General features: G+C 60.5%; 25 protein-coding genes, 1 tRNA gene and 3 pseudogenes. 12 read left to right on the plus strand and 17 right to left on the minus strand.

Going from position 1 to position 26,445, the window contains the following annotated elements; all coding sequences use genetic code 11:
• Window positions 1-42: 42 nt before the first annotated feature.
• The 6 genes and pseudogenes from IMW75_RS03115 to IMW75_RS03140 form a co-directional block, all read right to left on the minus strand.
• Window positions 43-116: transfer RNA gene (locus IMW75_RS03115), tRNA-Gly, on the minus strand.
• A gap of 165 nt (window positions 117-281) precedes the next feature.
• Window positions 282-1,166: an alpha/beta fold hydrolase gene (locus tag IMW75_RS03120; protein ID WP_045058799.1), complete on the minus strand. Its 885-nt coding sequence runs from the start codon at window positions 1,164-1,166 to the stop codon at window positions 282-284.
• Window positions 1,167-1,480: 314 nt separating this feature from the next.
• On the minus strand, window positions 1,481-2,173 hold the full coding sequence (locus IMW75_RS03125) for a pseudouridine synthase (protein ID WP_205891850.1): 693 nt from the start codon (window positions 2,171-2,173) through the stop codon (window positions 1,481-1,483).
• Between the two features lie 32 nt (window positions 2,174-2,205).
• Window positions 2,206-2,424: a cysteine-rich CWC family protein gene (locus IMW75_RS03130; protein WP_045058797.1), complete on the minus strand. Its 219-nt coding sequence runs from the start codon at window positions 2,422-2,424 to the stop codon at window positions 2,206-2,208.
• Complete coding sequence (locus IMW75_RS03135) at window positions 2,417-3,916, minus strand: sensor domain-containing diguanylate cyclase (protein ID WP_045058796.1); 1,500 nt, start codon at window positions 3,914-3,916, stop codon at window positions 2,417-2,419. Before IMW75_RS03135 ends, IMW75_RS03130 begins: the two co-directional genes overlap by 8 nt.
• Before the next feature lie 172 nt (window positions 3,917-4,088).
• Window positions 4,089-4,390 (minus strand): annotated as a pseudogene (locus IMW75_RS03140) (allophanate hydrolase-related protein); the annotation flags it as partial.
• 151 nt (window positions 4,391-4,541) lie between these two features.
• On the opposite strand from IMW75_RS03140, the gene IMW75_RS03145 reads away from it, so the two are divergent.
• Window positions 4,542-4,985, plus strand: a complete 444-nt coding sequence (locus IMW75_RS03145; protein WP_205891851.1) for a hypothetical protein — start codon at window positions 4,542-4,544, stop codon at window positions 4,983-4,985.
• A gap of 341 nt (window positions 4,986-5,326) precedes the next feature.
• Here the strand turns inward: IMW75_RS03145 and IMW75_RS03150 are convergent, their stop codons facing one another.
• Complete coding sequence (locus tag IMW75_RS03150) at window positions 5,327-6,439, minus strand: enoyl-CoA hydratase/isomerase family protein (RefSeq protein ID WP_045058787.1); 1,113 nt, start codon at window positions 6,437-6,439, stop codon at window positions 5,327-5,329.
• A 132-nt stretch (window positions 6,440-6,571) separates the two neighbouring features.
• Between IMW75_RS03150 and ung the strand changes: the two genes are divergently transcribed.
• Entirely contained in the window at window positions 6,572-7,264 is a 693-nt protein-coding gene (gene ung / locus IMW75_RS03155; protein ID WP_045058786.1) for a uracil-DNA glycosylase, read from the plus strand.
• Here ung and IMW75_RS03160 read toward each other — a convergent pair.
• From IMW75_RS03160 to IMW75_RS03175, 4 genes and pseudogenes are all read right to left on the minus strand, one after another.
• Window positions 7,261-8,294: pseudogene (locus tag IMW75_RS03160) on the minus strand (AbrB family transcriptional regulator). The gene ung and the pseudogene IMW75_RS03160 sit on opposite strands and share 4 nt — an antisense overlap.
• Window positions 8,287-9,801 carry a tripartite tricarboxylate transporter permease gene (locus IMW75_RS03165; RefSeq protein ID WP_205891852.1) on the minus strand — a complete coding sequence of 505 codons (1,515 nt, stop codon included), beginning with the start codon at window positions 9,799-9,801 and terminating at the stop codon, window positions 8,287-8,289. Before IMW75_RS03165 ends, IMW75_RS03160 begins: the two are co-directional and overlap by 8 nt.
• Window position 9,802: 1 nt before the next feature.
• Window positions 9,803-10,261: a tripartite tricarboxylate transporter TctB family protein gene (locus tag IMW75_RS03170; protein ID WP_045058783.1), complete on the minus strand. Its 459-nt coding sequence runs from the start codon at window positions 10,259-10,261 to the stop codon at window positions 9,803-9,805.
• Window positions 10,262-10,317: 56 nt separating this feature from the next.
• Window positions 10,318-11,295 carry a Bug family tripartite tricarboxylate transporter substrate binding protein gene (locus IMW75_RS03175; RefSeq protein WP_045058782.1) on the minus strand — a complete coding sequence of 326 codons (978 nt, stop codon included), beginning with the start codon at window positions 11,293-11,295 and terminating at the stop codon, window positions 10,318-10,320.
• 378 nt (window positions 11,296-11,673) lie between these two features.
• Here IMW75_RS03175 and IMW75_RS03180 point away from each other — a divergent pair, with 378 nt between their 5' ends.
• On the plus strand, window positions 11,674-12,345 hold the full coding sequence (locus IMW75_RS03180) for a response regulator (RefSeq protein WP_045058781.1): 672 nt from the start codon (window positions 11,674-11,676) through the stop codon (window positions 12,343-12,345).
• On the plus strand, window positions 12,338-13,723 hold the full coding sequence (locus tag IMW75_RS03185; protein ID WP_205891853.1) for a sensor histidine kinase: 1,386 nt from the start codon (window positions 12,338-12,340) through the stop codon (window positions 13,721-13,723). Before IMW75_RS03180 ends, IMW75_RS03185 begins: the two co-directional genes overlap by 8 nt.
• A gap of 38 nt (window positions 13,724-13,761) precedes the next feature.
• On the opposite strand, the gene IMW75_RS03190 is transcribed toward IMW75_RS03185, so the two are convergent.
• Together IMW75_RS03190 and ygfZ are read right to left on the minus strand one after the other, a co-directional pair.
• Complete coding sequence (locus tag IMW75_RS03190) at window positions 13,762-14,583, minus strand: HDOD domain-containing protein (RefSeq protein WP_045058779.1); 822 nt, start codon at window positions 14,581-14,583, stop codon at window positions 13,762-13,764.
• 38 nt (window positions 14,584-14,621) lie between these two features.
• The gene (ygfZ, locus tag IMW75_RS03195) at window positions 14,622-15,563 is read right to left on the minus strand and encodes a CAF17-like 4Fe-4S cluster assembly/insertion protein YgfZ (RefSeq protein WP_205891854.1); all 942 of its coding nucleotides are present in this window, start codon (window positions 15,561-15,563) and stop codon (window positions 14,622-14,624) included.
• Between the two features lie 149 nt (window positions 15,564-15,712).
• Between ygfZ and IMW75_RS03200 the strand changes: the two genes are divergently transcribed.
• Entirely contained in the window at window positions 15,713-15,967 is a 255-nt protein-coding gene (locus IMW75_RS03200; RefSeq protein ID WP_045058777.1) for an FAD assembly factor SdhE, read from the plus strand.
• Window positions 15,951-16,400 (plus strand): annotated as a pseudogene (locus IMW75_RS03205) (protein YgfX); the annotation flags it as partial. The gene IMW75_RS03200 and the pseudogene IMW75_RS03205, both read left to right, overlap by 17 nt.
• Here IMW75_RS03205 and nadB read toward each other — a convergent pair.
• Window positions 16,372-17,988: an L-aspartate oxidase gene (gene nadB, locus IMW75_RS03210; RefSeq protein WP_205891855.1), complete on the minus strand. Its 1,617-nt coding sequence runs from the start codon at window positions 17,986-17,988 to the stop codon at window positions 16,372-16,374. The pseudogene IMW75_RS03205 and the gene nadB overlap by 29 nt on opposite strands.
• Window positions 17,989-18,547: 559 nt before the next feature.
• On the opposite strand from nadB, the gene rpoE reads away from it, so the two are divergent.
• From rpoE to IMW75_RS03230, 4 genes are all read left to right on the plus strand, one after another.
• Window positions 18,548-19,129: an RNA polymerase sigma factor RpoE/AlgU gene (gene rpoE / locus IMW75_RS03215; RefSeq protein ID WP_007944079.1), complete on the plus strand. Its 582-nt coding sequence runs from the start codon at window positions 18,548-18,550 to the stop codon at window positions 19,127-19,129.
• Between the two features lie 31 nt (window positions 19,130-19,160).
• On the plus strand, window positions 19,161-19,748 hold the full coding sequence (locus IMW75_RS03220; protein WP_045058775.1) for a sigma-E factor negative regulatory protein: 588 nt from the start codon (window positions 19,161-19,163) through the stop codon (window positions 19,746-19,748).
• Between the two features lie 8 nt (window positions 19,749-19,756).
• Window positions 19,757-20,713, plus strand: a complete 957-nt coding sequence (locus IMW75_RS03225) for a MucB/RseB C-terminal domain-containing protein (RefSeq protein ID WP_205891856.1) — start codon at window positions 19,757-19,759, stop codon at window positions 20,711-20,713.
• 181 nt (window positions 20,714-20,894) lie between these two features.
• Window positions 20,895-22,328 carry a DegQ family serine endoprotease gene (locus IMW75_RS03230; RefSeq protein ID WP_045058773.1) on the plus strand — a complete coding sequence of 478 codons (1,434 nt, stop codon included), beginning with the start codon at window positions 20,895-20,897 and terminating at the stop codon, window positions 22,326-22,328.
• Between the two features lie 77 nt (window positions 22,329-22,405).
• Here IMW75_RS03230 and IMW75_RS03235 read toward each other — a convergent pair whose 3' ends face one another.
• A complete protein-coding gene (locus IMW75_RS03235) occupies window positions 22,406-23,839 on the minus strand; it encodes a M48 family metalloprotease (protein ID WP_045058772.1) in 1,434 nt (477 codons plus the stop codon).
• 98 nt (window positions 23,840-23,937) lie between these two features.
• Here IMW75_RS03235 and IMW75_RS03240 point away from each other — a divergent pair, with 98 nt between their 5' ends.
• Entirely contained in the window at window positions 23,938-24,177 is a 240-nt protein-coding gene (locus IMW75_RS03240; RefSeq protein ID WP_205891857.1) for a sulfurtransferase TusA family protein, read from the plus strand.
• 32 nt (window positions 24,178-24,209) lie between these two features.
• Window positions 24,210-25,280 carry an AI-2E family transporter gene (locus tag IMW75_RS03245; RefSeq protein ID WP_205891858.1) on the plus strand — a complete coding sequence of 357 codons (1,071 nt, stop codon included), beginning with the start codon at window positions 24,210-24,212 and terminating at the stop codon, window positions 25,278-25,280.
• A gap of 89 nt (window positions 25,281-25,369) precedes the next feature.
• Here IMW75_RS03245 and IMW75_RS03250 read toward each other — a convergent pair whose 3' ends face one another.
• Complete coding sequence (locus tag IMW75_RS03250; protein WP_045058769.1) at window positions 25,370-25,843, minus strand: peroxiredoxin; 474 nt, start codon at window positions 25,841-25,843, stop codon at window positions 25,370-25,372.
• A gap of 11 nt (window positions 25,844-25,854) precedes the next feature.
• Entirely contained in the window at window positions 25,855-26,415 is a 561-nt protein-coding gene (locus IMW75_RS03255; protein ID WP_045058768.1) for a glycine cleavage system transcriptional repressor, read from the minus strand.
• Window positions 26,416-26,445: the final 30 nt, after the last annotated feature.

The following is a 26,445-nucleotide window of genomic DNA, read 5'->3' on the forward strand; positions in this document are numbered from 1 at the left end:
TGCATCTCCCGTCAAAACAACAACGCGAGTGCGAAATCCGAGTGGAGCGGGTGAAGGGAATCGAACCCTCGTTATCAGCTTGGGAAGCTGGAGTAATGCCATTATACGACACCCGCTCAGAGCGGCTGACTTTGTACCAGATGTGCGCGCGGAAATGAAGTTTTTCTTTAAGTGCAAGGCTTTAGTACAGGTGAAACCGTTCAAAAAAACCATACGGCGGTCAATCGCGGGCAAGCCTTGCTCCTGCACAGCGGGAGGGGCTTGCTCGCGATGACTCTGTTTCAGATTGCCAGTGCATGGTGATCCTGGACGTAGTGGTAACGGGTTCGGCTTTCATGTTGCGCGGGTTTGAGGAAGCCGAGCAGGGCGTTGCGGCTGTCGCGGCAGGCAGCCTTGTGTTCCATGTCGAGGAAGTGGCCGGTCGCCTCCAGCGTGGTAAAGGTGCTGTGCTGCACGTGGTTGGCGAACAGTTGCGCGCCGTCGGCGGCGGTGTATTCGTCCCATTCGCCATTCATGAACAGCACCGGCACCTTGATCTTCTCTGACGCCTTGAGGAAGCACTGGCGGTCACTGTTGAGCAGGTCGCTGATGTGGAAGTGCATCTGCCCGTACTCGTGCTCGGCCAGGCTGCTGACGTGGCGGTAGTTGAAGCGCTTGAACAGCGTTGGCAGGTGCTTGCCGATGGTGCTGTTGACCAGGTTGCCGACACGGTCGCCGTCACGGCTGCCGAGGTAGTCGATGCCGCGCTCGAGGTAGTCGAGCATGTGCGCATTGATCTCCGGGGAGAACGAGCTGATCACGGCTTTTTCGATGCGCCGTGGCTGCTGCGCGAGTGCCACCAGGGTGGCGGCGCCGCCCCAGGAGAACGACAGTACGTGTTCGGCGGCGAAGTGATCGATCAGCTCCAGCAGGATCTGCCCTTCGACTTCCTTGGTCAGCAATTTCTCGTGCAGGTTGTGGGCCTTCGACTTGCCCGCGTAGGGCTGGTCGTAGCAGACCACGTTGAACTGCGGATGCAGGTTTTTCACGGTTTGTGCAAACGACGCAGTCGTGGCCATCGAGCCGTTGACCAAGATGATGGTCTTCTCTGCGGCGTCTGCGCGATAGAACTCCGTGTAAACCCGATACTGACCTTGTATATCCAGCACAGCGATTTCTGGCCTCATGTCATAAGACTCCTGGCAAGCGGGTATGCGCGCAAATGAGATTGCACGAGCTTTGTGACAGGTAGGCATATGCCTGGAATTTTGCTAGGCCCATGTCGATCCGGTAAGGCAGGTCGACGGGTATTATTATTGGCGGGCAGTTTGCTGGTCTGAGGCGGAACCTGAGGGTTCACTAACCGGCAAAAAGTTTCTTAGAAGTATGTTGTGACTCATCAGTCACATTTCGGCTGACGACCTGATTCAAGCAGGGGCGAAGGCATCGCGCAAGTACCTTTGGCAAATTGTTCGACAACTTCTGCTCAGCGGTAGCCCGCTTAGATCATTTCGATCTCTTGGGCACTCAGCGGGCGGTATTCCCCCGGGTTCAACGAGCTGTCGAGCACCAGCGGCCCCATGCGCTCGCGGTGCAGGCGCAGCACTTTGTTGTCGAAGTGGCCGAACATGCGCTTCACCTGGTGATACCGACCTTCGACGATGCTCAGGCGTGCCGACCTGGGGCCAAGCACCTCCAGGTTGGCGGGCAGGGTGGTCAGGTCTTCGAACGCGAAGTACAGGCCCTCGGTAAACTTGCGCGCATATTCGGGGCCGATCAGTTGCTCGGTCTCGACGTAATAGACCTTGGGCAGTTTGGTCTGGGGCTGGGTCAGGCGCCGCGACCAGCTGCCGTCGTTGGTGATGAGCATCAGGCCGGTGGTGTTGAAGTCCAGGCGACCGGCGATGTGCAAGTCCTCCTTGTCCGGCTCGTGGATCAGGTCGAGGACGGTCGGGTGCTCCGGGTCGCGGGTAGCGCTGACGCAGCCAGGGGGTTTGTGCAGCATGTAGTGACGCACGGGCTTGCCAGGCTGTAACACCTCACCATCGACTTCGACCCGGCTGAATTCGCGGACTTCGGCGTGCGGGTCGCTGACGATACTGCCATCGATGCGCACGCGTTTTTCCACCAGCAACAGGCGCACCTGCTTGCGGTTGAAGCACGGCAGATTGCTGAGAAAACGGTCTACACGCATGACGGGGCGTCGGCAGGAAAAGGCCGCGTATCTTACGTGATCGGCCGGGCGCCTGCTTGCAGTTGCGCCTCGACGCCGGCGCAGCGGGGGCACAGGCAGGTGGCGTTGCGCAGTTCGGCGGGCAAGGCTTCAAGCACTGCCGGGTCGATGCTGACGCCGTAGCACCAGCAGGCCCGTGCGGCGGTGCGCGGGTCGGCCAGGGTGCAATCGTTGGGCGCACCGCAGGCCGGGCAGGTATCTGGTTTATTCATGAACGGTGTGTGGACTGCTTGAGTGGGATAGCACGCAGGTGCGGTTGCGGCCGGTTTGCTTGGCCCGATACATCGCATGATCCGCCCGGGACAGCAATGTGTGCAAGGTGTCGTCAGGTTGCAGGGTGGTGAGGCCGATGCTCACGGTCAGCTTCAGCGAATGACCGTTATAGGCATAGTCCTGCTGCTCGACGTGCCGGCGGATTTTCTCGGCGATCATCTGGCCAGTCTCGCCATCGGTGTCTTTGAGCAACACAATGAACTCTTCGCCGCCCCAGCGGCAGACGATGTCGGAATGGCGCAGGCAGCTTTCCAGGTCCCGGGCAAAGCCGATCAGTACCTGGTCGCCGGCGAGGTGGCCATAGGTGTCGTTCAACGCCTTGAAATGGTCCAGGTCGAGCAGCAACGCGGTCAGCGGTTTCGGCTCGCGCTGCGCTTCATGCATGGCTTGCGCGGCCAGCAGATCGAAGCCGCGTCGGTTGGGCAGGTCGGTCAGGCTGTCGAGGGTGGCCTGGGCGTGGATGCGGCGCTGGTAGCGCTTGATCACACGGTTCAGCAGGGCCAGCACGATCAGGGTGACGAGCAGGCAGATCAGCAAATTGAGGTACAGCGAATGACGAATTTCGCTCAGTGCGCCGTCTTCGCGCTTTTCGACGAACAGGTACCAGTTGAGCTCCGGAATAAACCGCACGTTGAGGAAATGGCCCTCGCCCTGGACCGAGTACTCGTAGCTGCCGCTGTTGGGTTTGGGCAGTTGGCTGACGAGGCTCTTCATGCTGTCGAGTTCGCTCAGGGTCTGCCCGATGTGCGCGCCTTGAGGCCCGCCTTCTGCGCCGGTCAGCACCAGGCGGCCGAAGGTGTCGACGAAGTACACGCTGCGTTGATAGCGCTGCTGGTAGCGGTCGATCAGCTTGATCACCGCATCGACGGTCAGGCCGACGCCTGCTGCGCCGATGAATCGGTTGTTGTAGTCATAGACCTTGTAGTTGATGAAGAAGGTCAGGTTGTCCTTGTTGGCCAGGTCCGGATCGACGTTGATCTCGTAGGGCTCGGCCATGTCGCGCACGCGAAAGTACCAGGCATCGCGGGGCTCGGTGACCTTGATCTGCTTGAGCACGCCTTTGGCGTGGTAGTAGGTGAGGCTGGCGTTGGAGACGAAAAACGCGGTGTAGGCACCGTAGTGCGTCATCACTTCATTGAGGTAGCGGGTCATCTGCTCGGGGTTCTGCTCGCCGTCCACCACCCAGTCTCGCATGAAGGTGTCGCGGGACATCATCGAGGAAATCAGGATCGGCCGGACCAGGTCTTTCTGGATTTCCGAATAGACGGTGTCCGATGTCAGCGGCAGCTCGGTGTTGACGATGCTGTCGCGGATCGACGCGCGCGAGGCGTAATAGCTGAGCAAGGACGTGGCCAGGAAGCCGGCGCCGAGCAAGGCAATCAGGGTGAAAACCAATGAACGTTGCGAATACAGCGGCGAGCGAAGCGGCATGGCAATTCCGTTGGCAATGATCCGGTGCAAAACATTCTAAAGGCACTGCGGGGAAATAACTTTGGGATTTGCAGGGTGAATTGGTAAGGATCAGGACGGGTGGTGGCAGGGAGGGTGTCATCGCGGGCAAGCCTTGCTCCTGCAAGAGCGGGCTTGCTCGCGAAGCGTGAGGTCACTGCCGATCTGTCAGATACGCACGCCATCCGCCACAATGGCTGATGTCGAATGCGCCTTCCAGGCCATAACTTTCACAGATAAATCCGCTCTCCCAACGGCCATCTGCCAACTGCACTTTACCCAGGCCCAAAGGCGCCGGGATGCCGGTGAGGAACGAGCCCAGTTCGCTGCTCGGCAACTCCCAGACCTCCACCGCAATGGCTGAGCGCCGCCCACCACCAGCCTGGCGCGATCATTGCGGGCGACCGGGGTTGGTGCAGGTGCATCGTCGAAATGCTGGAAGGCCTGGGCCATAGATGACGAACCTTTCATCGGCGAGATGTTTCAACGTATTGCAAGGCCGCACCAGATTCCGGAATCGATGTCTGATCTATCGACAGTCACCGAATAATTGACTGTCGCCTGCCAGCGTCGCTGGTGTGGCTCACTCGCGGTCCAGGAGGCCGCCATGCTCTCTCGAATAAAACTGCGAATTCTTCTGATTGCTGCGTTGGGATTGTCAGTGGGCGCCTGCGTGCCCTATTCCGATGGAGGAGGCAGCTACTACAGTTCCGAGGTCTACACCTCGCCCGCGCCTGCCTACTATTCCGGCGGCACTTACTACTCGGGAGGCGGCGGTTATTACACCCAGCCGCGCCGCTACTACGCACCGCCTGCGCGGTATTACCAGCCGACTCCGCGGCATTATTACCAGCCACGGGTCTACCAGCCGGCACCGCGTTATTACCACTCGTCACCACGGGCCGATTATCGGGCTCAACAGCGGCACGGCTGGGATGGACCTAATCGTGGCGGCGGCAACAATGACTATCGCGGCGGCGGACGCCACGGTGGGCGTGGCGACCATAATGGTCGCGGTGATCACGATGGCCGCGGTGGCCGCAACCGCTGAAGCCCCGATGGGGCGGATTGCCGGCAACGGATTGCCGGCAATCTACGATGTATCTGATACACCGCCAGCTGTATTACATGCGACTGATACACCGCCATCTGTATTGCTATGCGTCTGATACACCGCCCCCCGTGTCACATGCGTCTGATATACCGCCATCTGAATGGCTGCGCATCGGATACACCACACCCGTAGGAGCTGCCGAAGGCTGCGATCTTTTGATCTTCTGCGTCAAAATGGGCGCCGAAGGCAAAAGATCGCAGCCTTCGGCAGCTCCTACGGGTTAAACGGGCATACCAGCGTTGCTGGCACCGCCAGAAAATCGGCTCCTGCAATTGTTTTCAGTATTCCGAGAGATCCGCCAGCGGATGGCGCCCTTCCCAAACCTTCTGGAAATGCGCATCGACTACCGCCTCCGGCACATTATTGATATCAGGCCAGTGCCAATGCGGCTTCTGGTCCTTGTCGATCAATCGCGCCCGCACCCCCTCACTGAATTCCGGATGACGGCAGCAGTTCAGGCTCAGGGTGTATTCCATCTGGAATACCTGCGCCAGCGACATGTGCCGCGCGCGGGCAATCTGTTCCCACACCAGGTGCGCAGTCAGCGGCGAGCCTTCGCTCATGGTCTTGGCAGCCCGGCTGAGCAGCGGGTCGCTGTGGTCGCTCTGCTGGCTGATGGCTTTCCAGGCACAGCGCACGTCACTGACATCCAGCAGCTCATCGATCTGCTGACGGCGCGGTAACCATTGCGCCTCGGGCATCTGCGCCAGGGCTTGCTGTTGCAAGGCCTTGAGCAGGCTGTTGAGCTGCATGGCGGTCTGTTCCTGCCAGTTGATCTGCAACAGCCCTTCCAGTAACGCTTCCTGTTGCTCATCGAGCAGGAAGCGGTCAGCGAGGTCGAGGTCGATCGCATCGCGAGCATTCATGTGCGCGCCTGTCAGCCCTAGAAACAGGCCGAGCTTGCCCGGCAGGCGCGACAGGAACCAGCTGGCGCCAACGTCCGGATACAGGCCGATGCTGATTTCCGGCATTGCCAGGCGGCTGCTCGGCGTAACAATGCGCAGGCTTGCGCCTTGCAACAGGCCCATGCCACCACCGAGTACGTAACCATGGCCCCAGCAGATCAGTGGCTTGGGATAAGTATGCAGGTTGAAATCGAGGCGATATTCCGCCGCGAAAAAATGCGCGGCCAGGGGCGGTACTTCGCCCGGTTGCGCGCGGCAGGCTTCCACCAGGCTGCGCACCTCGCCACCGGCACAGAACGCCTTCGCACCGTTTCCGCGCAACAGGACGCAGACGATTTGCGGCTCCTTGGCCCAGGCGTCCAGTTGCTGACTCAATGCGTTGATCATCGGCAGGGACAGGGCATTCAGGGATTTTTCGGCATCCAGGGTGGCCACGCCGATGCGTGCGCCGTCGGTACCGGTGAGTTCTTCGAAGTGCAGATTCATCGTGACCTCGATCAGGAATTTGAGCGTTCAGTATGATCGCTGTGCAGGAAAGTGCCGGATCTGCGTCAGATCAATTGACAAGTGTGAGCGGCCTTCTTAGGGTTCCCCCCATTGTTTTTGCCGGGTGTAACCATGACTGCTGACGACCGTATCAAACTCGAACCGAGCTGGAAGGAGGCACTGCGTGCTGAGTTCGACCAGCCTTACATGGCAGAGTTGCGCAATTTCCTGCAGCAGGAGCGGGCGGCGGGCAAGGAGATCTATCCGCCTGGCCCGATGATTTTCAATGCGCTCAATTCGACGCCCCTGGATAAAGTCAAAGTCGTGATTCTCGGGCAGGATCCGTACCACGGCCCAGGTCAGGCCCACGGCCTGTGCTTCTCGGTGCAACCGGGCGTGCCGGCGCCACCATCGCTGGTCAACATCTACAAAGAGCTCAAGCGCGACCTGAACATTGATATCCCCAACCACGGCTATTTGCAGAGCTGGGCCGATCAAGGCGTGCTGATGCTCAACACCACCATGACGGTTGAGCGCGCCAATGCCAATGCGCACAAGGACAAGGGCTGGCAGTTTTTCACCGACCGGATCATTGAACTGGTCAGCCTCCATCAGCCGCATCTGGTGTTCATGCTCTGGGGCGCCCATGCCCAGAGCAAGCAGAAGCTGATCGATGCGACCAAGCACCTGGTGCTGACATCGGTGCATCCGTCGCCTTTGTCGGCCTATCGCGGGTTTCTCGGTTGCGGGCACTTCAGCCGTACCAACAAGTTTCTGGAACAGAACGGCGAAGCGCCCATCGAGTGGCGGTTGCCGCCGGTCTAATCAGGATTGCGATTCCAGTACTTGAACAACGGCTCCGCCAGAAACAGCACAAACAACAACCGCATCACCTGCATCGCCGTCACCAGTGGCACCGACAGCTGCAGGGTCTCGGCAGTCAGGCTCATCTCGGCAATCCCGCCGGGCATCATCCCCAGGGTCAGCGAACGCAAGTCCAGATGGGTCAAGGCACTGAGCCCCAGTGCCGCCAGTGTCGCGATCAGCATGGTCAGCACGGTGGCTATCAAGGTGCGGCCCATGAACGAGGGTGCCCGGCGGAAAAATTGCCGGTTGAAGTGGCAGCCCAGTCCGCTGCCGATCAGCCATTGGCCGATCTGACTGCCACCATCGGTAAACCGATGTGCAGGTCCCAGCCAATGCTCACTGCCGAAGTGACCAGCAACGGGCCGAAAAGCCAAGGGTTGGGTTGGCGCAGAAAATCCCAGACCCAGGCGGCCATGGCGCCTGCCGGAAAGAGCAGGGCCAGCCACCACCAGCTGACAGCCGCCGGATGGAAAACCGGTGCGCCGTCACCCAGCAGATACTTGAATGCCGCTGGTACGCACAGCACCACTACCAGCACTCGCAGACTCTGCCCTGCAGCGACACGGCTCAACACTGCGCCATTGCGCGCACCGAGGTTGACCATTTCGCCGGAGCCGCCGGGCATGCTGGAAAAGAACGCGGTGGCGCGATCTTCGCCCGTCCGGCGCATCAGCCAGACGCCGACCACGGCGGACAGACTGGTGACCAGTGCGCCAAAAAATATCAGGCCGAAGTGGCTCAGCACCTGCTCCATCACCACCGGGGTGAAGTGCAGGCCGATACCAATGCCGATGATCCACTGGCCGCATTTACGCCCGCCAGGGATCTCTGCCAACTGCCACGGCGTCAGGCAGCGCACCAGGATGATCGCCAGCAGCGAGCCGACCATCCACGGCAGCGGCCAGCCCACCAGACTGGCGAGGTAACCGCCCAGCGCGCCAACCAGCGGCGTACCCCACCAGGCGTTGAGGGGTGCTCGATCAGGCATCGGCGACTGCGCGACGAGCGACCGAACGTTTGCGCCAGATCCGCAGCAACGGCATAAACAGCATCAGCGCCGTGAGTATCCAGACGCCAAAGGTGATCGTGCTGGACCAGAGGATTTCCAGCGCTCCGTTGGAGATCGACAGGGCGCGACGCAGGTTCTGCTCCATCAAACCGCCGAGGATGAACCCCAGCAGTACCGGCGACAGCGGGAAGTCCAGCTTGCGCAGGATGTAGCCGAAGATGCCGATGCCGATCATCAGGAACAGGTCGAAGGTGGTGGCGTGCACCGCGTAGACGCCGATCCCGGTAATGATGGCGATCACCGGCACCAGTGCCCAGTTCGGCACGGCAAGGATGCGGGTGAATATGCGGATCATCGGGATGTTGAGGATCACCAGCATGATGTTGGCGACGAACAGTGACGCGATCAGCCCCCAGACGATGTCTGGCTGTTGCTGGAACAGCAGCGGGCCTGGGGTGATGTTGTACAGCGACAGGGCGCCGATCATCACGGCCGTGGTGCCTGAGCCGGGAACACCCAGGGTCAGCATCGGCACCAGCGCGCCGCAGGCCGAAGCACCGATGGCCGTTTCCGGTGCCGCCAGGCCGCGCATGTCGCCCTGGCCGAACGTACCCTTGGCCCCGGCAATGCGTTTTTCGGTCATGTAGGCCACGGCGCTGGCGAGGGTGGCCCCGGCACCTGGCAGCACGCCCATGATGAAGCCAAGCAGGCCGCACCGGATGTTCACCGCGAACACCGCCGACGCTTCCTTGAAGTTGAACATCATGCGCCCGGTGGCTTTTACCGCTTCCTGGCCGCGGTGGGTTTTTTCCAGCAGCAGCAGGATTTCGCTGATGGAGAACAGGCCCAGCACCAGCACCACGAACTGAATGCCATCGGTCAGGTGGATGTTATCCCCGGTGAACCGGTACACACCGCTGTTGGCGTCGATGCCGACGGTCGACAGGAACAGGCCGATCAGTGCCGCAATAAACGTCTTCAACGGTCGGTCGCCAGCCATGCCGCCGAGGCAGACAATCGCGAATACCATCAGGACGAAGTATTCCGCCGGGCCGAAGGCAATCGCCCATTTCGCCAGCAGCGGCGCGAACAGCACCATGCCGCAGGTGGCGATGAACGCGCCGATGAAAGAACTCCAGGCTGACAGCGAAAGTGCCACGCCGGCCAGGCCCTTGCGCGCCATCGGGTAACCGTCGAGGGTGGTCATCACGGTGGAGGCCTCACCCGGGATGTTCAGCAGGATCGAGCTGATCCGGCCGCCGTATTCGCAACCCAGGTACACCGCCGCGAGCAGGATCAGCGCCGACTCCGGCGGCAGGCCGAGGGCGAACGCGATCGGGATCAGCAAGGCCACGCCGTTAATCGGGCCCAGGCCCGGCAACAGGCCGACGACGGTGCCTATCAGGGTGCCACACAGTGCAGTCACCAGGTTGTACGGGCTCAGCGCGACGCCGAACCCCTGGCCCAAATAGCCAAAAGTATCCATATCAGTTCTCCAGAACGTCGAGCAGGCCCAGGGGCAACGGCACGTCCATCAACTTGTCGAACAGCAGGTAGAGACCAACGCTCATCAGCGTCGTCACCACGATGCTCGGCCACCAGCGACCGCCGTACAGGCGAGCCATCGGGATACCGATCAGGATGCTGCTGAGGATAAAGCCCAGCGGTTCGAACAGGCCGGCGAAGATCAGCAGCAGCACGATGCAGATGCCGATCTTGTTCAGGGTTTCGCGGTCGAGTTTGGGGTCATCGTCGCTGTGCACGATCGGCGTCGGACGGAACAGCATGTACAGCAGGCCCAAGCCCATCAGCCCGAGCATCAGCAGGGGAAAGGCCCGTGGGCCGACCGGCTCGTAGGAAAAAGCGGCCTGATATGGCCATGCCATCAGTGCCAGGCCGACGCAGGCCAGCAACAGCACCGCAGCAAAAATGCGTTGTAAGAGCATGGGAAACTCCTGGGCTGCGACCCCGGGGCGGGGTCGCAACCGCTAGACAAGGACGATCACTGGATCAGGCCGAACTCTTTGGCCAGCACTTTGTAGTCCGCGACCTGCTGCTTCACGTAGGTGTCCAGCTCGGGGCCGGTCATGGCGAAGGGGAAGAGTTCACGCTGATCGCGCAGCTTGGCGAACTCATCGGACGCCAGCAGTTTGTCGAAGGCGTCTTTCCACCAGGCGTAATCCTCGTCACTGACCTTCGGCCCGAGGTAGAAGCCGCGAACCACTGGCCAGACGATGTCGTAGCCTTGCTCCTTGGCGGTCGGAATGTCTTTCATTTCCGGCTCGTCCAGGCGCTTCTCGGAGAACACCGCCAACAGGCGCATGTCGCCGCTCTGGATGTGCGGCATGGAGTCGGAGATGTCGGTGCTGCCGACCTGGATATGCCCGCCCAGCAACGCCGTGGCGATTTCACCGCCACCTTCGAGGGCCACGTAACGCAGGTCGCGCGGGTTGATCCCGGCGGCCTTGGCGATCAGCGCGGTTTGCATCCAGTCCTGGCTGCCCACGGTGCCGCCGGAGCCGATCACTACCTTGCTCGGGTCTTTTTTCAGCGCCTGTACCAGGTCGTCGAGGGTCTTGTAGGGCGAATCGCTTTTCACTGCGATCGCGCCATAGCTGGTACCGACCGCCGCCAGCCAGCGCACCGCGCTCTCGTCGAAACGACCAAACTTGCCCTGGGCCAGGTTCAGCAGGGAACCACTTGACCACGCCACCAGCGTGCCGGCATCGGCCGGGCGCTGGGCAACCACCGCGTTGTACGCCACTGCGCCGACTCCGCCGGGCATGTAGGTCACGCGCATCGGTTTGCTCAGCAGTTTCTGGTTCACCAGGGCGCTCTGTACCAGCTTGCACGTCAGGTCAAAACCGCCGCCGGGCGAGGCGGGGGCGATGCATTCCGGGCGCTTGGGCTCGGCCATGATTTGTCCAGCAAAGAGTATGCAGCTGGCGGCGAGGGCGAAACGGCGCAGTGATCGATTCATAGGTGTCTCCAGGGGAGTTATTGTTTTTGGAATGATTCAGGCGAAGCAATTTCGCACCATGCAAATGGTGTTGATAAGCGTTGGGGAGCGAAGGATGGGACGAGACAGGTCAGCCTGGCGGCGTGTAGACGGCATGGTGCAGTACCTCGTTTATTGTTCTTATTGGCGAAAACGCTTCATGGCGTTTTTCGGGAGCTACATTTCAAAGCAAGGGGGATGGTTTGCAGTCGAAACCATCCGTCGGCCGACTTTAACGGGCCAACCTTTCGCCAACCTTTCAGCGTGCTTTCACGGTTTTGCTGCTTCACAGCGCCGGATCGGGCTGTAAACTTCGCGCCAAAGAATGGCGTCGACCATCCCTGAATGAGGTAAAGATCCATGCGTGTTCTGCTCGTCGAAGACCACTTGCAGCTTGCCGAAAGTGTCGCCCAGGCGCTGAAAAGCACGGGGCTGACCGTGGACGTACTACACGATGGCGTGGCCGCAGACCTGGCACTGAGCAGCGAGGACTACGCCATGGCGATCCTCGACGTCGGGTTGCCACGCATGGATGGCTTCGAGGTGTTGGCGCGCCTGCGCTCCCGGGGCAAGAACCTGCCGGTGCTGATGTTGACGGCCCGTAGTGACGTCAAGGATCGGGTGCATGGCCTCAACCTGGGCGCCGACGATTATCTGGCCAAGCCCTTTGAGCTGACCGAGCTTGAGGCACGGGTCAAGGCCCTGCTGCGCCGCAGCGTGCTGGGTGGCGAGCGCCAGCAGACTTGCGGTGTGCTCTCCTATGACCTGGACACTCGACGCTTCACCCTCGCCGAGGAATTACTCACCCTGACCTCCCGTGAACAGGCGGTGCTCGAGGCGCTGATTGCCCGGCCGGGGCGGGTGATGAGCAAGGAGCAACTGGCCTCCCAGGTATTCGGCCTGGACGAGGAAGCCAGCCCCGACGCGATCGAAATCTACGTGCACCGCCTGCGCAAGAAACTCGACGGCCAGTCGGTCGCCATCGTGACCTTCCGCGGCCTCGGGTACTTGCTGGAAAGCCGCGATGCATAAGCCCAGCAGCCTGCGCTGGCGGTTGTTGTGGAACCTGGCGCTGTTGCTGGTGGTGTTGATGCTGGCCAGTGGATTGAGCGCTTACTGGAATGGTCGCGAGGCCGCCGATACGGCCTATGACCGCACCTTGCTGGCCTCGGCGCGAACCATCGCGGCGGGGGTCTCCCAGGTCGACGGCACCCTCAGCGCCGACGTGCCCTATGTGGCGCTCGATACCTTCGCCTACGACAGCGCCGGGCGAATTTTCTACCTGGTCAACGACATCAACCAGAAACTGATCTCCGGCTACGAAAACCTTCCTCCACCGCCCCCGGGTACCCCGCGCACCGACGATTACCCGGCGCTTGCGCGGTTCTACAACGCCAAGTATCAGGGCCAGAATGTTCGCGTGGTCAGCCTGCTCAAGCCGGTCAGCGAGCCGAACATGAACGGCATGGCGGAGATTCGGGTCGCGGAAACCGATGAAGCCAGGGTCGACATGGCCCGCAGCCTCGCGGCGGACACCCTGCTGCGCCTGGGCATGCTGGCAATCGGAGCGCTGTTGATGGTGTGGTTTGCCGTCAGCGCTGCGCTGCGGCCCCTGGAACGCTTGCGCACTGCCGTGGAAGAGCGTCAGCCGGACGATTTGCGGCCACTGCCACTGGTGGAGGTTCAGCACGAATTATGGCCGCTGGTGCGCGCGCTCAACCATTTCACCGAACGCCTGCGCGGGCAGTTCGAGCGCCAGGCGCAATTTATCGCCGATGCCGCGCACGAATTGCGCACTCCGCTGGCGGCGCTCAAGGCACGTCTGGAACTGGGCTTGCGGGCAACCGAACCGCAAACCTGGCGCAGCACCCTGGAAACCGCAGCCCAGGGCACCGACCGCCTGACCCATCTGGCGAACCAGCTGCTGTCACTGGCCAGGGTGGAGAACGGCGCCCGGGCGATCGCCGAGGGCGGTGCGCAGTTGCTCGATCTCAGCCAACTGGCCCGGGAGCTGGGCATGGCCATGGCGCCTCTGGCCCATGCTCGCGGGGTGGCGCTGGCCCTGGAAGCAGACGAACCGGTGTGGTTGCGCGGCGAACCCACGCTGTTGAACGAGCTGCTGAGTAATCTGGTAGACAACGCGCTGGCCCACACGCCATCGGGCGGCAATGTGATTCTGCGGGTCACTGCGCCGGCGGTGCTGGAGGTCGAGGACGATGGACCGGGAATTCCCCTTGAAGAGCGTGAGCGGGTATTCGAACGATTTTACCGACGCAATCAGCAGGTCGCCGGGTCGGGACTGGGCCTGGCGATTGTCGGTGAGATCTGCCGTGCGCACCTGGCACAAATCAGTCTGCACGATGGCGAGCACGCGGGCTTGAAGGTTCGGGTGAGTTTCGTCGCGGGATAAAGGTTGCGCAGTGGCCCCAGGGTTACTGAGCACAAGGCTCAGTAAAACATCGACCGCGACTCTTCCAGATCCCTGCACAGCGTCTCGTTCTGCGGGTCAATCCCCATTTTCCGGAACGCCGGCACTTCAAGGGCATCGACTCGCGAGAGCGGGTGATTGCTGTTCTTGTGGCAGTACAAGCTGGCCACCTGCACCAGGTCGACATAGTCCAGGCGTTCGGAATCGCGCTGCAGATCCAGGTACAGCCGGGGAATCTGCACCAGCTTCTCGGGAAAATCCCAGACCTTGAGCAACTTTTCGCCGATCAGCGGATGGATCTGGTCGATGACGTGATTGAGGCTCACTGCGTCGGCCAGCAACTCATTGTGATCTTCGGCATACGTCAGGATCGGCAGCACGCCGATCTGGTGCACCAGCCCGCCAAGAGCGGCCTGGTCCGGCTTGAGTTGGGTGTAGCGACGGCACAGCGCATAGCTGACGCCGGCGATTTCCAGGCTCTTGTGCCAGACTTCGCGCATTTTCTGCTCGACCACCTCGGAACGGGCGTTGAAGATCTGCTCCATGACCAGGCCAATCGCTAGGTTGCTGCTGTAGTTGACGCCCAGGCGGGTGATCGCCGTGTGCAGGTCAGTGACTTCCTGAGTGGCGCGCAGCAACGGGCTGTTGACCACCTTGATCAGGCGCGCCGACAACGCCGTATCGCGGCCAATCACCTTGCCGAGGGCACTGACACTGATTTCCGGGTCTTCGGCAGCCTTGCGAATCTGCAAGGCCACTTCGGGCAACGTAGGCAGAACCAGGTCATCGTTGTCGATGGCCGCAACCAAATCCTGTTGGACCTTTTCCGCCAGCTTGCTCATTTCGTCTATCCAGGAGGGTATTGCGAGAGGTGCTGCCTTCAGCGCTGGATTTCGCGGTCGCGATCCAGCTCGTAAGGCAGGTCAAGCAAGGTCATGGCAGGCCCTTCGAGGCTGCCCAGGTGAACATCACCACCTTCCGCTGCTTCGGCCTGCAATACTGCCAGTAGTTCAATGTCTTGGCCTGCCTGTGCCGCGATCACCACTTCGCCTATGGCGCTGGCGTGGCTGGGGGAAAACAGCGGCGCGCCGGGCTCCGGCAATGCATCGCCAGTCAGCTGCAGGCGATACAGGCGGCGCTTTAGCTTGCCCAGGTACTGCATGCGCGCGACGATTTCCTGGCCGGTGTAGCAACCTTTCTTGAAACTCACCCCACCGATGGCTTGCAGGTTCAGCATCTGCGGGATAAACAGCTCGCGGGTGCCCGCCATGACCTGGCCAATCCCGGCGCGAATCTGGCCCAGCAGCCATTGATTGAGTTCGCCTTCAGCCAGTACGGCAGCCAGCTGTTGCTTCACGGCAGCGGCCTGATTGGCAGCCACCCAGAGTTCGGCGCGGTCAGGCGAAACCCTGATGGCGACGAGACCGCCGTGGCGCGCGACACTGTCGGTGACTGCCGGCAGGTCTAGACCCAGCGCGTTCAGTGCAGCGTCGCCATGCTCCAGGCCAAAGCGGACCCAGGCGGCGCTTTCGTCGGTCAATTTGGATTTGGAAAACACGGCGTATTTTTTAAGGTCCGCCAACTGCGGCTCCAGCAGTTCGCTCGCCATGGCCATGAGCACGCCGTCTCCTTCCAGCAGGATGCGGAAACTCGATTGCATCCGGCCTTTTTGCGTGCAGCGCGCGCCCAGGCTGGCCTGGGTATCACTCAGGTAGTTGAGGTTGCAGGTCAACTGGCCTTGCAGGAATTTACTGGCGTCCGCGCCTCGGACCGCGAGTACGCCTTCGTGAGACAGGGTGCAGAAAAAAGCAGAATCGGCCATGAGTCATCGCAGGGTAAAGAGTCTGGAGGACATCATAAGGGTGTGCCCTCGAAATGGGTAGTTTACAAAAGCCTGATCGCGCCCGACCAAAGCCGAGTGTCCCGCCGGGCACGGGGCTGTATACTTGCGGCCTATTTGAGGAGCGCTCCATGGTCGAAAATGTTGAACTCAATCGCCTCTACTGGCACAGCCGCCGCGGCATGCTTGAACTTGACGTGTTGCTGGTGCCCTTCGTCAAAGAGGTTTATCCGCATCTGAACCAAGTCGACCGCGACTGCTACGTCCGGTTGCTCGAGTGTGAAGACCAGGACATGTTCGGCTGGTTCATGGAACGCGCTGAATCGGAAGACCCGGAGCTGCAGCGCATGGTCCGGATGATCCTGGATCGTGTCCAGCCCAAGTAACCTGTTTGAATGCCGCTGGCACGCCTCACGGCAGCTGCTGGCGGCCTATCTGCTGGCGCAGCTGCTCGCGCTGGTTTCGTTGTTCCTGCTCTCCATTCCACTCTGGGCCACTGCGCTTGGGGTGCTGCTGTGCGTGGCCCACGGTGCGTGGGTCTTGCCTAGGCAGATTCTGTTGAGTCATCCCCAGGCGTTTCGCGGGCTGCGTCGAGATGCCGATGGCTGGCAGTTGTGGAATGAGGCCAGGGGCTGGCAGCCGGTGCAGTTGCGCCCGGACAGCCTGGCGCTGCCACTGATCGTGGTGTTGCGCTTTCGCCTGCGAGGCGAGAGAAGGGTCCGATCAGTGTGCGTACCCCGGGATTCGCAGGCGGTAGATGTGCACCGCCGCCTGCGGGTGCGGTTGAGGTTCAGTCGACGTAGGTGGGCGGCACCAGAACAGTGTCCAGCGCCACCGGCAACAGGTTCGGGTAGTCGAGCGTGTAGTGCAGGCCGCGGCTTTCCTTGCGTTCCATGGCCGAGCGGATCATCAGCTCGGCCACCTGGGCCAGGTTGCGCAACTCGATCAGGTCCCGGCTGACTTTATAGTTGCTGTAGAACTCGTCGATCTCATCAAGCAGCAAACGTACCCGGTGCTGGGCGCGCTGCAGACGCTTGTTGGTGCGCACGATGCCGACGTAGTCCCACATGAAACGGCGCAGTTCATCCCAGTTGTGCGCAATGATCACGTCCTCGTCCGAATCGGTGACCTGGCTGGCATCCCAGACCGGCAGGTCGATCGGGATCGACACTGCAGGCAGCTGTTTTAGAATGTCCGCCGCCGCTGACCGTGCGTACACAAAGCATTCCAGCAGCGAGTTGCTGGCCATGCGGTTAGCGCCGTGCAGCCCGGTGAAGCTGGTTTCGCCGATGGCATACAGGCCTGGGACATCGGTGCGACCGTGCTGGTCGACCATCACCCCGCCGCACGTGTAGTGCGCAGCCGGTACCACGGGGATCGGCTGTTTGGTGATGTCGATGGAGAATTCGAGGCAGCGTTCGTAGACTGTCGGGAAGTGGCTCTTGATGAACGCTTCCGGCTTGTGGCTGATGTCCAGGTAGACGCAGTCCACCCCCAGGCGCTTCATTTCATGATCGATGGCCCGTGCCACGATGTCCCGGGGCGCGAGTTCGGCACGCGGGTCGAAACGCTGCATGAAACGTTCGCCGTTGGGCAGTTTCAGGTGCGCACCTTCGCCGCGCAGGGCTTCGGTCACCAGAAAGCTCTTGGCTTGCGGGTGATACAGGCAAGTGGGATGGAACTGGTTGAACTCCAGGTTGGCCACCCGGCAGCCCGAGCGCCACGCCATTGCAATCCCGTCACCGCAGGCGCCATCGGGATTGCTGGTGTAGAGATAGACCTTGGCGGCACCGCCAGACGCGAGGATCACAAACCGCGCACCGTAGGTGTCGACTTCCCCGGTGCCGCGGTTGAGCACGTAGGCACCCAGGCAGCGATCGCCGGCCAGGCCCAGGCGTTTTTCGGTGATCAGGTCGACCGCCACCCGCTGTTCCAGCAGTTCAATGTTCGGTCTTTGCCGGGCCTGGGCGAGCAGGGTGCGGAAAATTGCAGCGCCGGTTGCATCGGCGGCGTGGATGATGCGCCGATGGCTGTGACCGCCTTCGCGGGTCAAATGGAATTCAAATCCGCCATCTTCAGTGCCCGACTGCTCGTCACGGGTAAAGGGCACGCCCTGGTCGATCAGCCATTGAATGGCTTCCTTGCTGTGCTCGACGGTAAAACGCACGGCATCTTCATGGCACAACCCGCCGCCGGCGTTGAGGGTGTCATCAACGTGGGATTCGACAGTATCGGTATCGTCCAGCACTGCAGCGACCCCGCCCTGGGCCCAGAATGTCGAGCCGTTTGCGAGGTCGCCCTTGCTCAAAACGGCGATGCGCAAATCACCAGGCAAGGTCAGCGCCAGGCTCAAGCCTGCAGCGCCGCTGCCTATTACCAGAACATCGTGTTGAAACTGTTGGCTCATTTCAGAATTCCGCACAAAGCGACCCGAGTCGGGGTTGGCGCAAGACTCCGCAACGGCAAGTCAAGGCAGCCACACAGCCCACTAGTATATAGAGGGGGGGAGCGGCACAATAGCCGAGGCGGCATGGCATTGTGAAACTACGATGACAGGAAAAGTCGGACGCTTCGTCGGATGGTTTTTTCACCGGTTCGGCGACAGCATGACTGTATCGTGGATTTAACAGTCGTTTTCTGCTCGAATTCGCCCATTGCTGTTGGTGCAAGGCTATAAATAATTGGAACTTTTGCCAAAGTGCCAAGATCAATAGACCGTTGCCCGATTAAAGGGACAGTGTCGGCTTCAGTGCAGGATCTGTGTTCAGAGGCCTGCCACGTGAATCCGGCGACAAGATTATTCGCGCAGCCGGGTTGACCCGCGCTGCGCTTTTCGTGCGTGCCAAATCAGAGCCCGCAGGAAACTTGCTTGGAGGGGGAGAACTTTTGCGAAAAGCCCGAGTCTATGTTTGCAAGTCTGGTCGTTTAGTTATGCAAGCCTCCTTCGAGCTTATCGAGGAGTGTTCATGCTAACCCAGGAAGAGGATCAGCAGCTGGTCGAGCGCGTTCAGCGTGGCGACAAGCGAGCTTTCGATCTGCTGGTGCTGAAGTATCAGCACAAAATTCTCGGGTTGATCGTGCGTTTCGTGCACGACACCCATGAAGCCCAGGATGTGGCACAGGAAGCCTTTATCAAGGCGTACCGTGCACTTGGTAATTTTCGCGGAGACAGCGCGTTTTACACGTGGCTTTACCGCATCGCCATTAACACGGCGAAGAACTATCTGGTTTCACGCGGCCGCCGGCCGCCGGATAGCGATGTCAGTTCCGAAGATGCAGAGTTCTACGATGGCGATCATGGCCTGAAGGATCTCGAGTCCCCAGAACGCGCATTGCTGCGGGATGAGATCGAAGGCACCGTCCATCGGACCATCCAGCAACTGCCAGAAGATTTGCGTACGGCCTTAACTTTACGTGAATTCGATGGTCTGAGTTACGAGGACATTGCAGCAGTCATGCAATGTCCGGTGGGTACCGTGCGCTCCCGGATTTTTCGCGCTCGGGAAGCCATCGATAAAGCCCTGCAGCCGTTGTTGCAGGAAAACTAAAGACAGCGGCGACAGCCAAGAGAGGAACGCCATGAGTCGTGAAGCCCTTCAGGAATCGCTGTCCGCAGTGATGGATAACGAAGCGGACGAACTGGAATTGCGTCGGGTGTTGAATGCCTTCGACGATGTTGAAACCCGTGAAACCTGGGCTCGTTATCAAATCGCTCGGGCAGTCATGCACAAGGATCTGCTGCTTCCACGCCTGGATATTGCGGCGGCCGTCTCGGCAGCCTTGGCTGACGAAACCGTACCGGCAAAAGCCACCCGTGGTCCATGGCGTAGCCTGGGTCGCCTGGCAGTAGCTGCCTCCGTGACCGTGGCCGTTCTGGCCGGTGTTCGCCTGTATAACCAGGACGAGATCGCCGGTGTGGAATTGGCACAGCAGTCCAACCAGCCTGGCTTGGCCGTTCCTCAGGTCAAAGGCCCAGCGGTATTGGCAGGCTATAGTGAAAGTTCTGAAGCGAATGGCCCTATGGCCAATGGCGTGCTGCAAGGTCAGCCAGGCTGGCACGACCAGCGTCTGCCGACCTACCTGCGCCAACACGCTCAGGAAGCTGCGTTAAAAGGTACTGAAAGCGCACTGCCATACGCTCGTGCAGCAAGCCTGGAAAACCGTTAAGGAGGATCATGCGCGCCATACCTCTACTTTCGCTTCTGCTCAGTGGCTGGTTCATTGTTCCAGCCCACGCGGATGAAGCCCAGGACTGGTTGACACGGCTGGGCCATGCCGAGCAGACGCAAAGCTTTAACGGTACTTTTGTCTACGAGCGTAACGGTAGTTTTTCTACCCACAACATCTGGCATCGTGTCCAGGATGGCAAGGTCCGCGAGCGTCTACTCCAGCTCGACGGCTCGGCTCAGGAAGTCGTACGTGTTGATGGGCGTACTCAATGCGTCAGCGGCACCCTGATTGCAGGGCTTGGGGAATCCTCCAAGTCTGCTGCTCGTGCACTTGATCCACAAAAGCTCAAGAACTGGTATGAAATTGCCGTGATCGGCAAATCGCGTGTGGCTGGGCGTCCAGCAGTGATTGTTGCGCTGACGCCGCGGGATCAGCATCGCTACGGTTTCGAGCTGCATCTTGATATGGAAACCGGCCTGCCACTCAAATCATTGTTGTTGAATGATAAGGGGCAGTTGCTGGAACGCTTCCAGTTCACCCAGCTCAATACTTCCGACGTACCTTCCGACAGTGATTTGCAAGCGGGCGCCGACTGCAAGATGATTGTCGCTGATGGCGACAAGACTTCTGCAGCGAACGTTGCGCAAGCCTGGCGTTCGGATTGGTTGCCGCCTGGGTTTGAACTGGTCAGCAGCTCTGCACACAAGGATCTCCAGACGAAGACTCAGGTCAGCAGCCTGATGTATGACGACGGCCTGTCTCGATTTTCGGTATTCCTGGAACCTCTGAACGGTGCAACCGTGACTGACACACGCACGCAGTTGGGGCCTACTGTGGCGGTTTCGCGGCGCTTGACCACGCCTGAGGGCGAAATCATGGTAACGGTCGTCGGTGAGATTCCGATTGGCACCGCTGAGCGAATCGCGCTGTCCATGCGCACTGATGCCACTGCAGCCAAGTAGTGAGTCGATAGCGAAATGTTTCGTGAGCATTTCAGTTTGCAAAACACTCCACAATTTTTTATAGGTCACAGCCTCTCGGCTCTGGCCTTGTTTGTTGTTCCCGGAACAAAAATACCGGCGTATCTTTCCCGGTGTTCCTTGCTCCATATCGCTTAATCATGCTCGTTGTAACGGGAGCCGTATGTCGATACCACGCTTGAAGTCTTACCTTTCCATTGTCGCCACTGTGCTGGTGCTCGGGCAGGCCGTCGCCGTACAGGCGGTCGAGTTGCCTGACTTTACCCAACTGGTCGAGCAAGCCTCGCCCGCTGTGGTCAACATCAGTACCACGCAAAAATTGCCGGACCGCAAAGTATCTGCCGAGGACATGCCCGACCTCGAAGGCCTGCCGCCCATGCTGCGCGAGTTTTTTGAACGCGGCATGCCGCAGCCACGCTCGCCGCGCTCGCCAAGGGGCGATCGCCAGCAGGCGCAATCCCTGGGCTCGGGGTTCATCATCTCGTCTGACGGCTACATTCTCACCAATAACCACGTGATCGCCGATGCCGACGAGATTCTCGTGCGGCTTGCCGATCGTAGCGAACTGAAAGCCAAGCTGGTCGGCACCGATCCACGTTCCGACGTGGCCCTGCTGAAGATCGAAGGCAAGGACCTGCCCGTTCTGAAACTGGGCAAGTCCCAGGACCTGAAGGCGGGCCAGTGGGTGGTTGCCATCGGTTCGCCGTTCGGCTTTGACCACACCGTGACCCAAGGCATCGTCAGCGCCATTGGTCGCAGCCTGCCGAACGAAAACTATGTGCCATTCATCCAGACCGACGTGCCGATCAACCCGGGTAACTCCGGTGGTCCGCTGTTCAACCTGAACGGTGAAGTGGTGGGGATCAACTCGCAGATCTACACCCGCTCCGGTGGCTTCATGGGCGTTTCGTTCGCCATCCCGATCGATGTGGCCATGGATGTGTCCAACCAGCTGAAAAGCGGTGGCAAGGTCAGCCGCGGCTGGCTGGGCGTTGTCATTCAGGAAGTGAACAAGGATCTTGCCGAGTCGTTTGGCCTGGATAAGCCGGCCGGAGCACTGGTTGCGCAGATCCAGGATGACGGCCCTGCTGCCAAGGGCGACCTGCGGGTCGGCGACGTGATCCTCACCATGAACGGTCAACCGATCGTCATGTCTGCGGACCTGCCGCACCTGGTGGGCGCGCTGAAGGCAGGTTCCAAGGCCAACCTCGAAGTGATCCGTGACGGCAAACGCCAGAATGTGGAACTGATCGTTGGCGCGATCCCGGAAGAAGGCAAAGAGCTGGAGACCCTGGCTAAATCCGGCGTCGAGCGCAGCAGCAATCGCCTGGGTGTCTCGGTAGCCGAGCTGACTGCCGAGCAGAAGAAAACCTACGACCTCAAGGGTGGCGTGATCATCAAGGAAGTCCAGGACGGTCCTGCTTCGCTGATCGGCTTGCAGCCCAATGATGTGATCACTCACCTGAACAACCAGGCGATCGGTTCCACCAAGGAGTTCACCGAGATCGCCAAGGCGCTGCCGAAGAACCGTTCGGTGTCGATGCGAGTCCTGCGTCAGGGTCGTGCCAGCTTCATCACCTTCAAGCTGGCGGAATAACACCGGTTGTTGGCTGAATGAAAAACCGCCTCGAGAGAGGCGGTTTTTTTATGTGCGCAGATTGATGCTCGGGCCGCTTAGCCCATCATGTCCTTGACCATTCGTTCCTGTTCCATCAGCTCACGCTGACGCGCATCGATGCGCGACGACAGCGGGAAGTTGCTGCCTGCCTTGCGCTTGGCGAAATCCAGTTGCTGGATGGCCTGGCGATAGTCGCCCACCAGTGCAAAGTACTCGGCACGCGCCTGGTGCAGGCCGATGATGTTGCCCGACAGGCCGCGGGTTTCTGCCACCTGGTACCACACGTCCGGATCATCAGGGCGGGACTTGAGCAGGCCTTCCAGCGCCTTCTCGGCGTCGGCTGCGCGGTTCTGTTTGAGCAGCAGGTCAACGCGCACCTGGTTGAGCGGGTAGTTGCCGGGGTACTGGGTAAGCATCCGGTCTACCCGCGCCTGGGCATCCGCCAGGCGATTGTTGGTGATGTCCAGGTCCACTTGCGCCAGGTTGTAGATGATCTCGTTGGGCGACTTGGCCAGCAGCAGCTTGAGGTTCTCCCGCGCTTCGTTCAGCTGGCCGCCCTTGATCTGGGCGATTGCCAGGCCATAACGGGCAACGTCGCTTTTCGGATTCTCTTCCAGCTGAGCACGAAAACGCTTGGCACCCAGGCCCGGGGTTTCTTCGTAAACCAGTTGCACGCGGGCACGAATCAGCTGGTAGCGCAGCGTATCTTCGATGCCGCCGGCTTTAGCCTGCTCGGCCCGGTTACGGGTATCGGCGATGCGCGATTCGGTGACCGGGTGAGTCAGGAGGAATTCCGGGGGCTTGGCGTCGAAGCGGTACTGGCGCCCCAGGCGCTCGAACATGCTGGGCATCGAGCGCGGGTCGTAACCGGCTTTTTCCAGATTGAGAATGCCGATGCGGTCGGCTTCCTGTTCGTTCTGGCGGGAAAAGCGGCGCTGTTCCTGGATCGCCGCCGCCTGGCTGCCAGCAATTGCGGCGATCCCGGCATCGCCGGCACCGGCTGCAGCGATCACGATCCCGGCCAGCAGCGCGGCCATCATGGGCACCTGCATGCGCTGTTGCGCTTCAACGCCACGGGCGAAATGGCGCTGCGACAAGTGAGCCAATTCGTGCGCGAGGACCGAGGCGTATTCGCCTTCGGTCTGGGCATTGAGGAACAGGCCACCGTTGACCCCGATAATCCCGCCGGGCGCCGCAAAGGCGTTGAGCTGCGGACTGTTGATCAGGATGAACTCCAGGCGCCGGTCATTCACCTGGCTGGTTTCCACCAGGCGATAAACGCTGGATTCGACGTAATCCTTGAGCTGCGGGTCGTTGAGTTGCGAGACCTGGCTGCGCAACAGGGCGAGCCAGGCGCGGCCCAGCTGGTATTCCTGTTGCGGCGAGACGATGGCAGAACTGGCGTCGCCGAGTGACGGCAGGTCGTCGGCGAAGCCCGGTGAGGCGAGCAGGCAAGCGAGCGTCAGCAGGGTAGGGCGCAGAAAGGTCATGCACAAAGCCTTAGTCGACAAAGACCTTACTGTAGCCGGACACTTGCCTTCGGACCAGATATTCTAAGCCGTTCAACCGCCAGACCTGGAGTGATGCAATGACTGAAGCTGTAGCCCATGATGCCGAGCTGGACGCCAGCGGCCTGAGTTGCCCGTTGCCGCTGCTCAAGGCCAAGCTCGAACTCAATCGCCTGGCCAGCGGCGCAGTGCTCAAGGTCATCGCCACGGATGCGGGGTCGCAGCGCGACTTTCGCATCTTTGCCCGATTGGCCGGTCATACGCTGCTTCGCGAAGAAGATGAAGCAGGCGTGTACCGCTACTGGTTGAAAAAAGCCTGAATTGCGTTGGGTTCGTTTCTTAAGGATTTTTGATGTTCAAAGTGTTACGCGACTGGATTCAGCGCTATTTCTCCGACGAAGAAGCCGTGGTGCTGGCGGTGCTGCTGTTCCTGGCATTTACCGCAGTCCTGACCCTGGGCGGGATGCTCGCGCCTGTGCTTGCAGGCATGGTGCTGGCTTATTTGATGCAGGGCCTGGTGGTGACGCTCGAACGCCTGCGCGTACCCGGTGGCGCCGCGGTGGGCCTGGTGTTCGCGCTGTTCATGGGTGTGTTACTGGTGTTTATCGTCGTCGTGGTGCCGTTGCTCTGGCACCAGCTGATCACCCTGTTCAACGAGCTGCCCGGCATGCTCGCCAAATGGCAGTCGTTGCTGTTGCTGCTGCCGGAACGCTACCCGCATCTGGTATCGGACGAGCAGGTGTTACGGGCGATTGAAGTGGCACGGGGCGAGATCGGCAATTTCGGCCAGTGGGCGCTGACGTTCTCGCTGTCCAGCCTGCCGCTGCTGGTGAACATCATGATCTACCTGGTCCTGGTGCCGATCCTGGTGTTCTTTTTCCTCAAGGACCGGGAAATGATCGGCGAATGGGTCCGCGGCTATCTCCCTCGGGAGCGGGCGCTGATCACCCGCGTGGCCCATGAAATGAACCGGCAGATTGCCAATTACATCCGCGGCAAGGTCATCGAGATTTTCATTTGCGGCGGCGCGACCTACATCGGCTTCGTGGTGCTGGGCCTTAACTACGCAGCGCTACTGGCGTTGCTGGTCGGCGTCTCGGTGGTTGTGCCCTACGTCGGCGCCGTGGTGGTGACGGTGCCGGTCTTGCTGATTGCGCTGTTCCAGTGGGGCTGGAGCGATCAGTTCATCTACCTGATGGCAGTCTACGGCATCATCCAGGTGCTGGACGGCAACGTGCTGGTGCCGCTGCTGTTCTCGGAAGCGGTGAACCTGCATCCGGTGGCGATCATCTGCGCGGTGTTGTTGTTTGGCGGGTTGTGGGGCTTCTGGGGGGTATTCTTTGCAATTCCCCTGGCGACGCTGTTCAAGGCCGTGCTGGATGCGTGGCCGCGCAAGGAGCCGGTGGTGGCGCCGCTGCTTTAGGCTGTAAAAGATCGCAGCCTGCGGCAGCTCCTACAGGATTTCGCAAATTTCTCTGTAGGAGCTGCCGAAGGCTGCGATCTTTTCAAGGGTCACGCTTTATTCAAGGCCTGAGCCGCCGCCAACACCGCATCCACATGCCCCGGCACCTTCACACCACGCCACTCCTGGCGCAGCACACCGTCCTTATCAATCAGGAAAGTGCTGCGATCCACCCCCATGTACTCCTTGCCATACAGCTTCTTCAGCTTGATCACATCAAACAGCTGGCACAGCGCTTCTTCCTTGTCGCTGATCAGCTCGAAGTTGAAAGCCTGCTTGGCCTTGAAGTTCTCATGGGACTTGAGGCTGTCGCGGGACACACCGAACACTTCGGTATTGGCCGCCTTGAACGCCTCGAGCTGATCACGGAAGCCCTGGCCCTGGGTCGTGCAGCCTGGCGTGCTGTCCTTGGGGTAGAAGTAGATCACCACCTGCTTGCCCTTGAGACTGGCGAGGTTGACGGTTTGCCCGCTGGTGGCGGGTGCTTCGAAGTCGGCAACCGGTTGGTCGATGGCAACGGCCATGAAAAGCTTCCTTACATTGGGTTCTGTGGGCGCCACGGTTCAATCAGTGCGTCCAGGTTCAGCGCATCGGCGAAATCCAGGAACTGATCGCGCAACCAACTGATCTGCACGCCGGCAGGCAGGGTCACGGTAAATGTGGCGTTGAGCATGGTGCCGCCGGTCTGAGGCGCCTGATAAGTGTCGCAGGTCAGGTTTTCCAGCTCGACGTTATGGTCCATGAAGAACTGGCAGAGCTCGTTGATGATGTCCGAGCGATAGGCGGAGCTGACGTAGGCGACGTACGGCAGGGCCTGAGGACGATTCTCCAGGGCTGCGCTGCGCACTACGTTGACGGTGAAGGCATGCTTCTTGGCCAGGCCCGACAGGCTGCCTTCGAGGCGAGCCAGGGCGTCCCAGCTGCCGGAGATCTCGAGGACCAACGCACTGCACTCGCCATGACGGGTCAGGCGAGAAGTGACCACGGCGCAGCGATTTTCATGGCTGGCGCGGCACAGGACGTTAGTCAGCTCCATAGGGTTGGCGCCGAGGGCACTGATGACAAGGAATTGTTCGCGAACTGTGGGGGTGGACATGCAGCATTCCTAAAGCGATGAGCGGTCGAT

It is taken from the genome of Pseudomonas gregormendelii (assembly GCF_017114825.1).
Taxonomy (GTDB): domain Bacteria; phylum Pseudomonadota; class Gammaproteobacteria; order Pseudomonadales; family Pseudomonadaceae; genus Aquipseudomonas; species Aquipseudomonas gregormendelii.

Bases quoted from the DNA above. Each gene is read 5' to 3' on its own strand.
- IMW75_RS03120 (WP_045058799.1), bottom strand. From the start codon at position 1,166: ATGAGGCCAGAAATCGCTGTGCTGGATATACAAGGTCAGTATCGGGTT.
- IMW75_RS03125 (WP_205891850.1), bottom strand. From the start codon at position 2,173: ATGCGTGTAGACCGTTTTCTCAGCAATCTGCCGTGCTTCAACCGCAAG.
- IMW75_RS03130 (WP_045058797.1), bottom strand. From the start codon at position 2,424: ATGAATAAACCAGATACCTGCCCGGCCTGCGGTGCGCCCAACGATTGC.
- IMW75_RS03135 (WP_045058796.1), bottom strand. From the start codon at position 3,916: ATGCCGCTTCGCTCGCCGCTGTATTCGCAACGTTCATTGGTTTTCACC.
- IMW75_RS03145 (WP_205891851.1), top strand. From the start codon at position 4,542: ATGCTCTCTCGAATAAAACTGCGAATTCTTCTGATTGCTGCGTTGGGA.
- IMW75_RS03150 (WP_045058787.1), bottom strand. From the start codon at position 6,439: ATGAATCTGCACTTCGAAGAACTCACCGGTACCGACGGCGCACGCATC.
- ung (WP_045058786.1), top strand. From the start codon at position 6,572: ATGACTGCTGACGACCGTATCAAACTCGAACCGAGCTGGAAGGAGGCA.
- IMW75_RS03165 (WP_205891852.1), bottom strand. From the start codon at position 9,801: ATGGATACTTTTGGCTATTTGGGCCAGGGGTTCGGCGTCGCGCTGAGC.
- IMW75_RS03170 (WP_045058783.1), bottom strand. From the start codon at position 10,261: ATGCTCTTACAACGCATTTTTGCTGCGGTGCTGTTGCTGGCCTGCGTC.
- IMW75_RS03175 (WP_045058782.1), bottom strand. From the start codon at position 11,295: ATGAATCGATCACTGCGCCGTTTCGCCCTCGCCGCCAGCTGCATACTC.
- IMW75_RS03180 (WP_045058781.1), top strand. From the start codon at position 11,674: ATGCGTGTTCTGCTCGTCGAAGACCACTTGCAGCTTGCCGAAAGTGTC.
- IMW75_RS03185 (WP_205891853.1), top strand. From the start codon at position 12,338: ATGCATAAGCCCAGCAGCCTGCGCTGGCGGTTGTTGTGGAACCTGGCG.
- IMW75_RS03190 (WP_045058779.1), bottom strand. From the start codon at position 14,583: ATGAGCAAGCTGGCGGAAAAGGTCCAACAGGATTTGGTTGCGGCCATC.
- ygfZ (WP_205891854.1), bottom strand. From the start codon at position 15,563: ATGGCCGATTCTGCTTTTTTCTGCACCCTGTCTCACGAAGGCGTACTC.
- IMW75_RS03200 (WP_045058777.1), top strand. From the start codon at position 15,713: ATGGTCGAAAATGTTGAACTCAATCGCCTCTACTGGCACAGCCGCCGC.
- nadB (WP_205891855.1), bottom strand. From the start codon at position 17,988: ATGAGCCAACAGTTTCAACACGATGTTCTGGTAATAGGCAGCGGCGCT.
- rpoE (WP_007944079.1), top strand. From the start codon at position 18,548: ATGCTAACCCAGGAAGAGGATCAGCAGCTGGTCGAGCGCGTTCAGCGT.
- IMW75_RS03220 (WP_045058775.1), top strand. From the start codon at position 19,161: ATGAGTCGTGAAGCCCTTCAGGAATCGCTGTCCGCAGTGATGGATAAC.
- IMW75_RS03225 (WP_205891856.1), top strand. From the start codon at position 19,757: ATGCGCGCCATACCTCTACTTTCGCTTCTGCTCAGTGGCTGGTTCATT.
- IMW75_RS03230 (WP_045058773.1), top strand. From the start codon at position 20,895: ATGTCGATACCACGCTTGAAGTCTTACCTTTCCATTGTCGCCACTGTG.
- IMW75_RS03235 (WP_045058772.1), bottom strand. From the start codon at position 23,839: ATGACCTTTCTGCGCCCTACCCTGCTGACGCTCGCTTGCCTGCTCGCC.
- IMW75_RS03240 (WP_205891857.1), top strand. From the start codon at position 23,938: ATGACTGAAGCTGTAGCCCATGATGCCGAGCTGGACGCCAGCGGCCTG.
- IMW75_RS03245 (WP_205891858.1), top strand. From the start codon at position 24,210: ATGTTCAAAGTGTTACGCGACTGGATTCAGCGCTATTTCTCCGACGAA.
- IMW75_RS03250 (WP_045058769.1), bottom strand. From the start codon at position 25,843: ATGGCCGTTGCCATCGACCAACCGGTTGCCGACTTCGAAGCACCCGCC.
- IMW75_RS03255 (WP_045058768.1), bottom strand. From the start codon at position 26,415: ATGTCCACCCCCACAGTTCGCGAACAATTCCTTGTCATCAGTGCCCTC.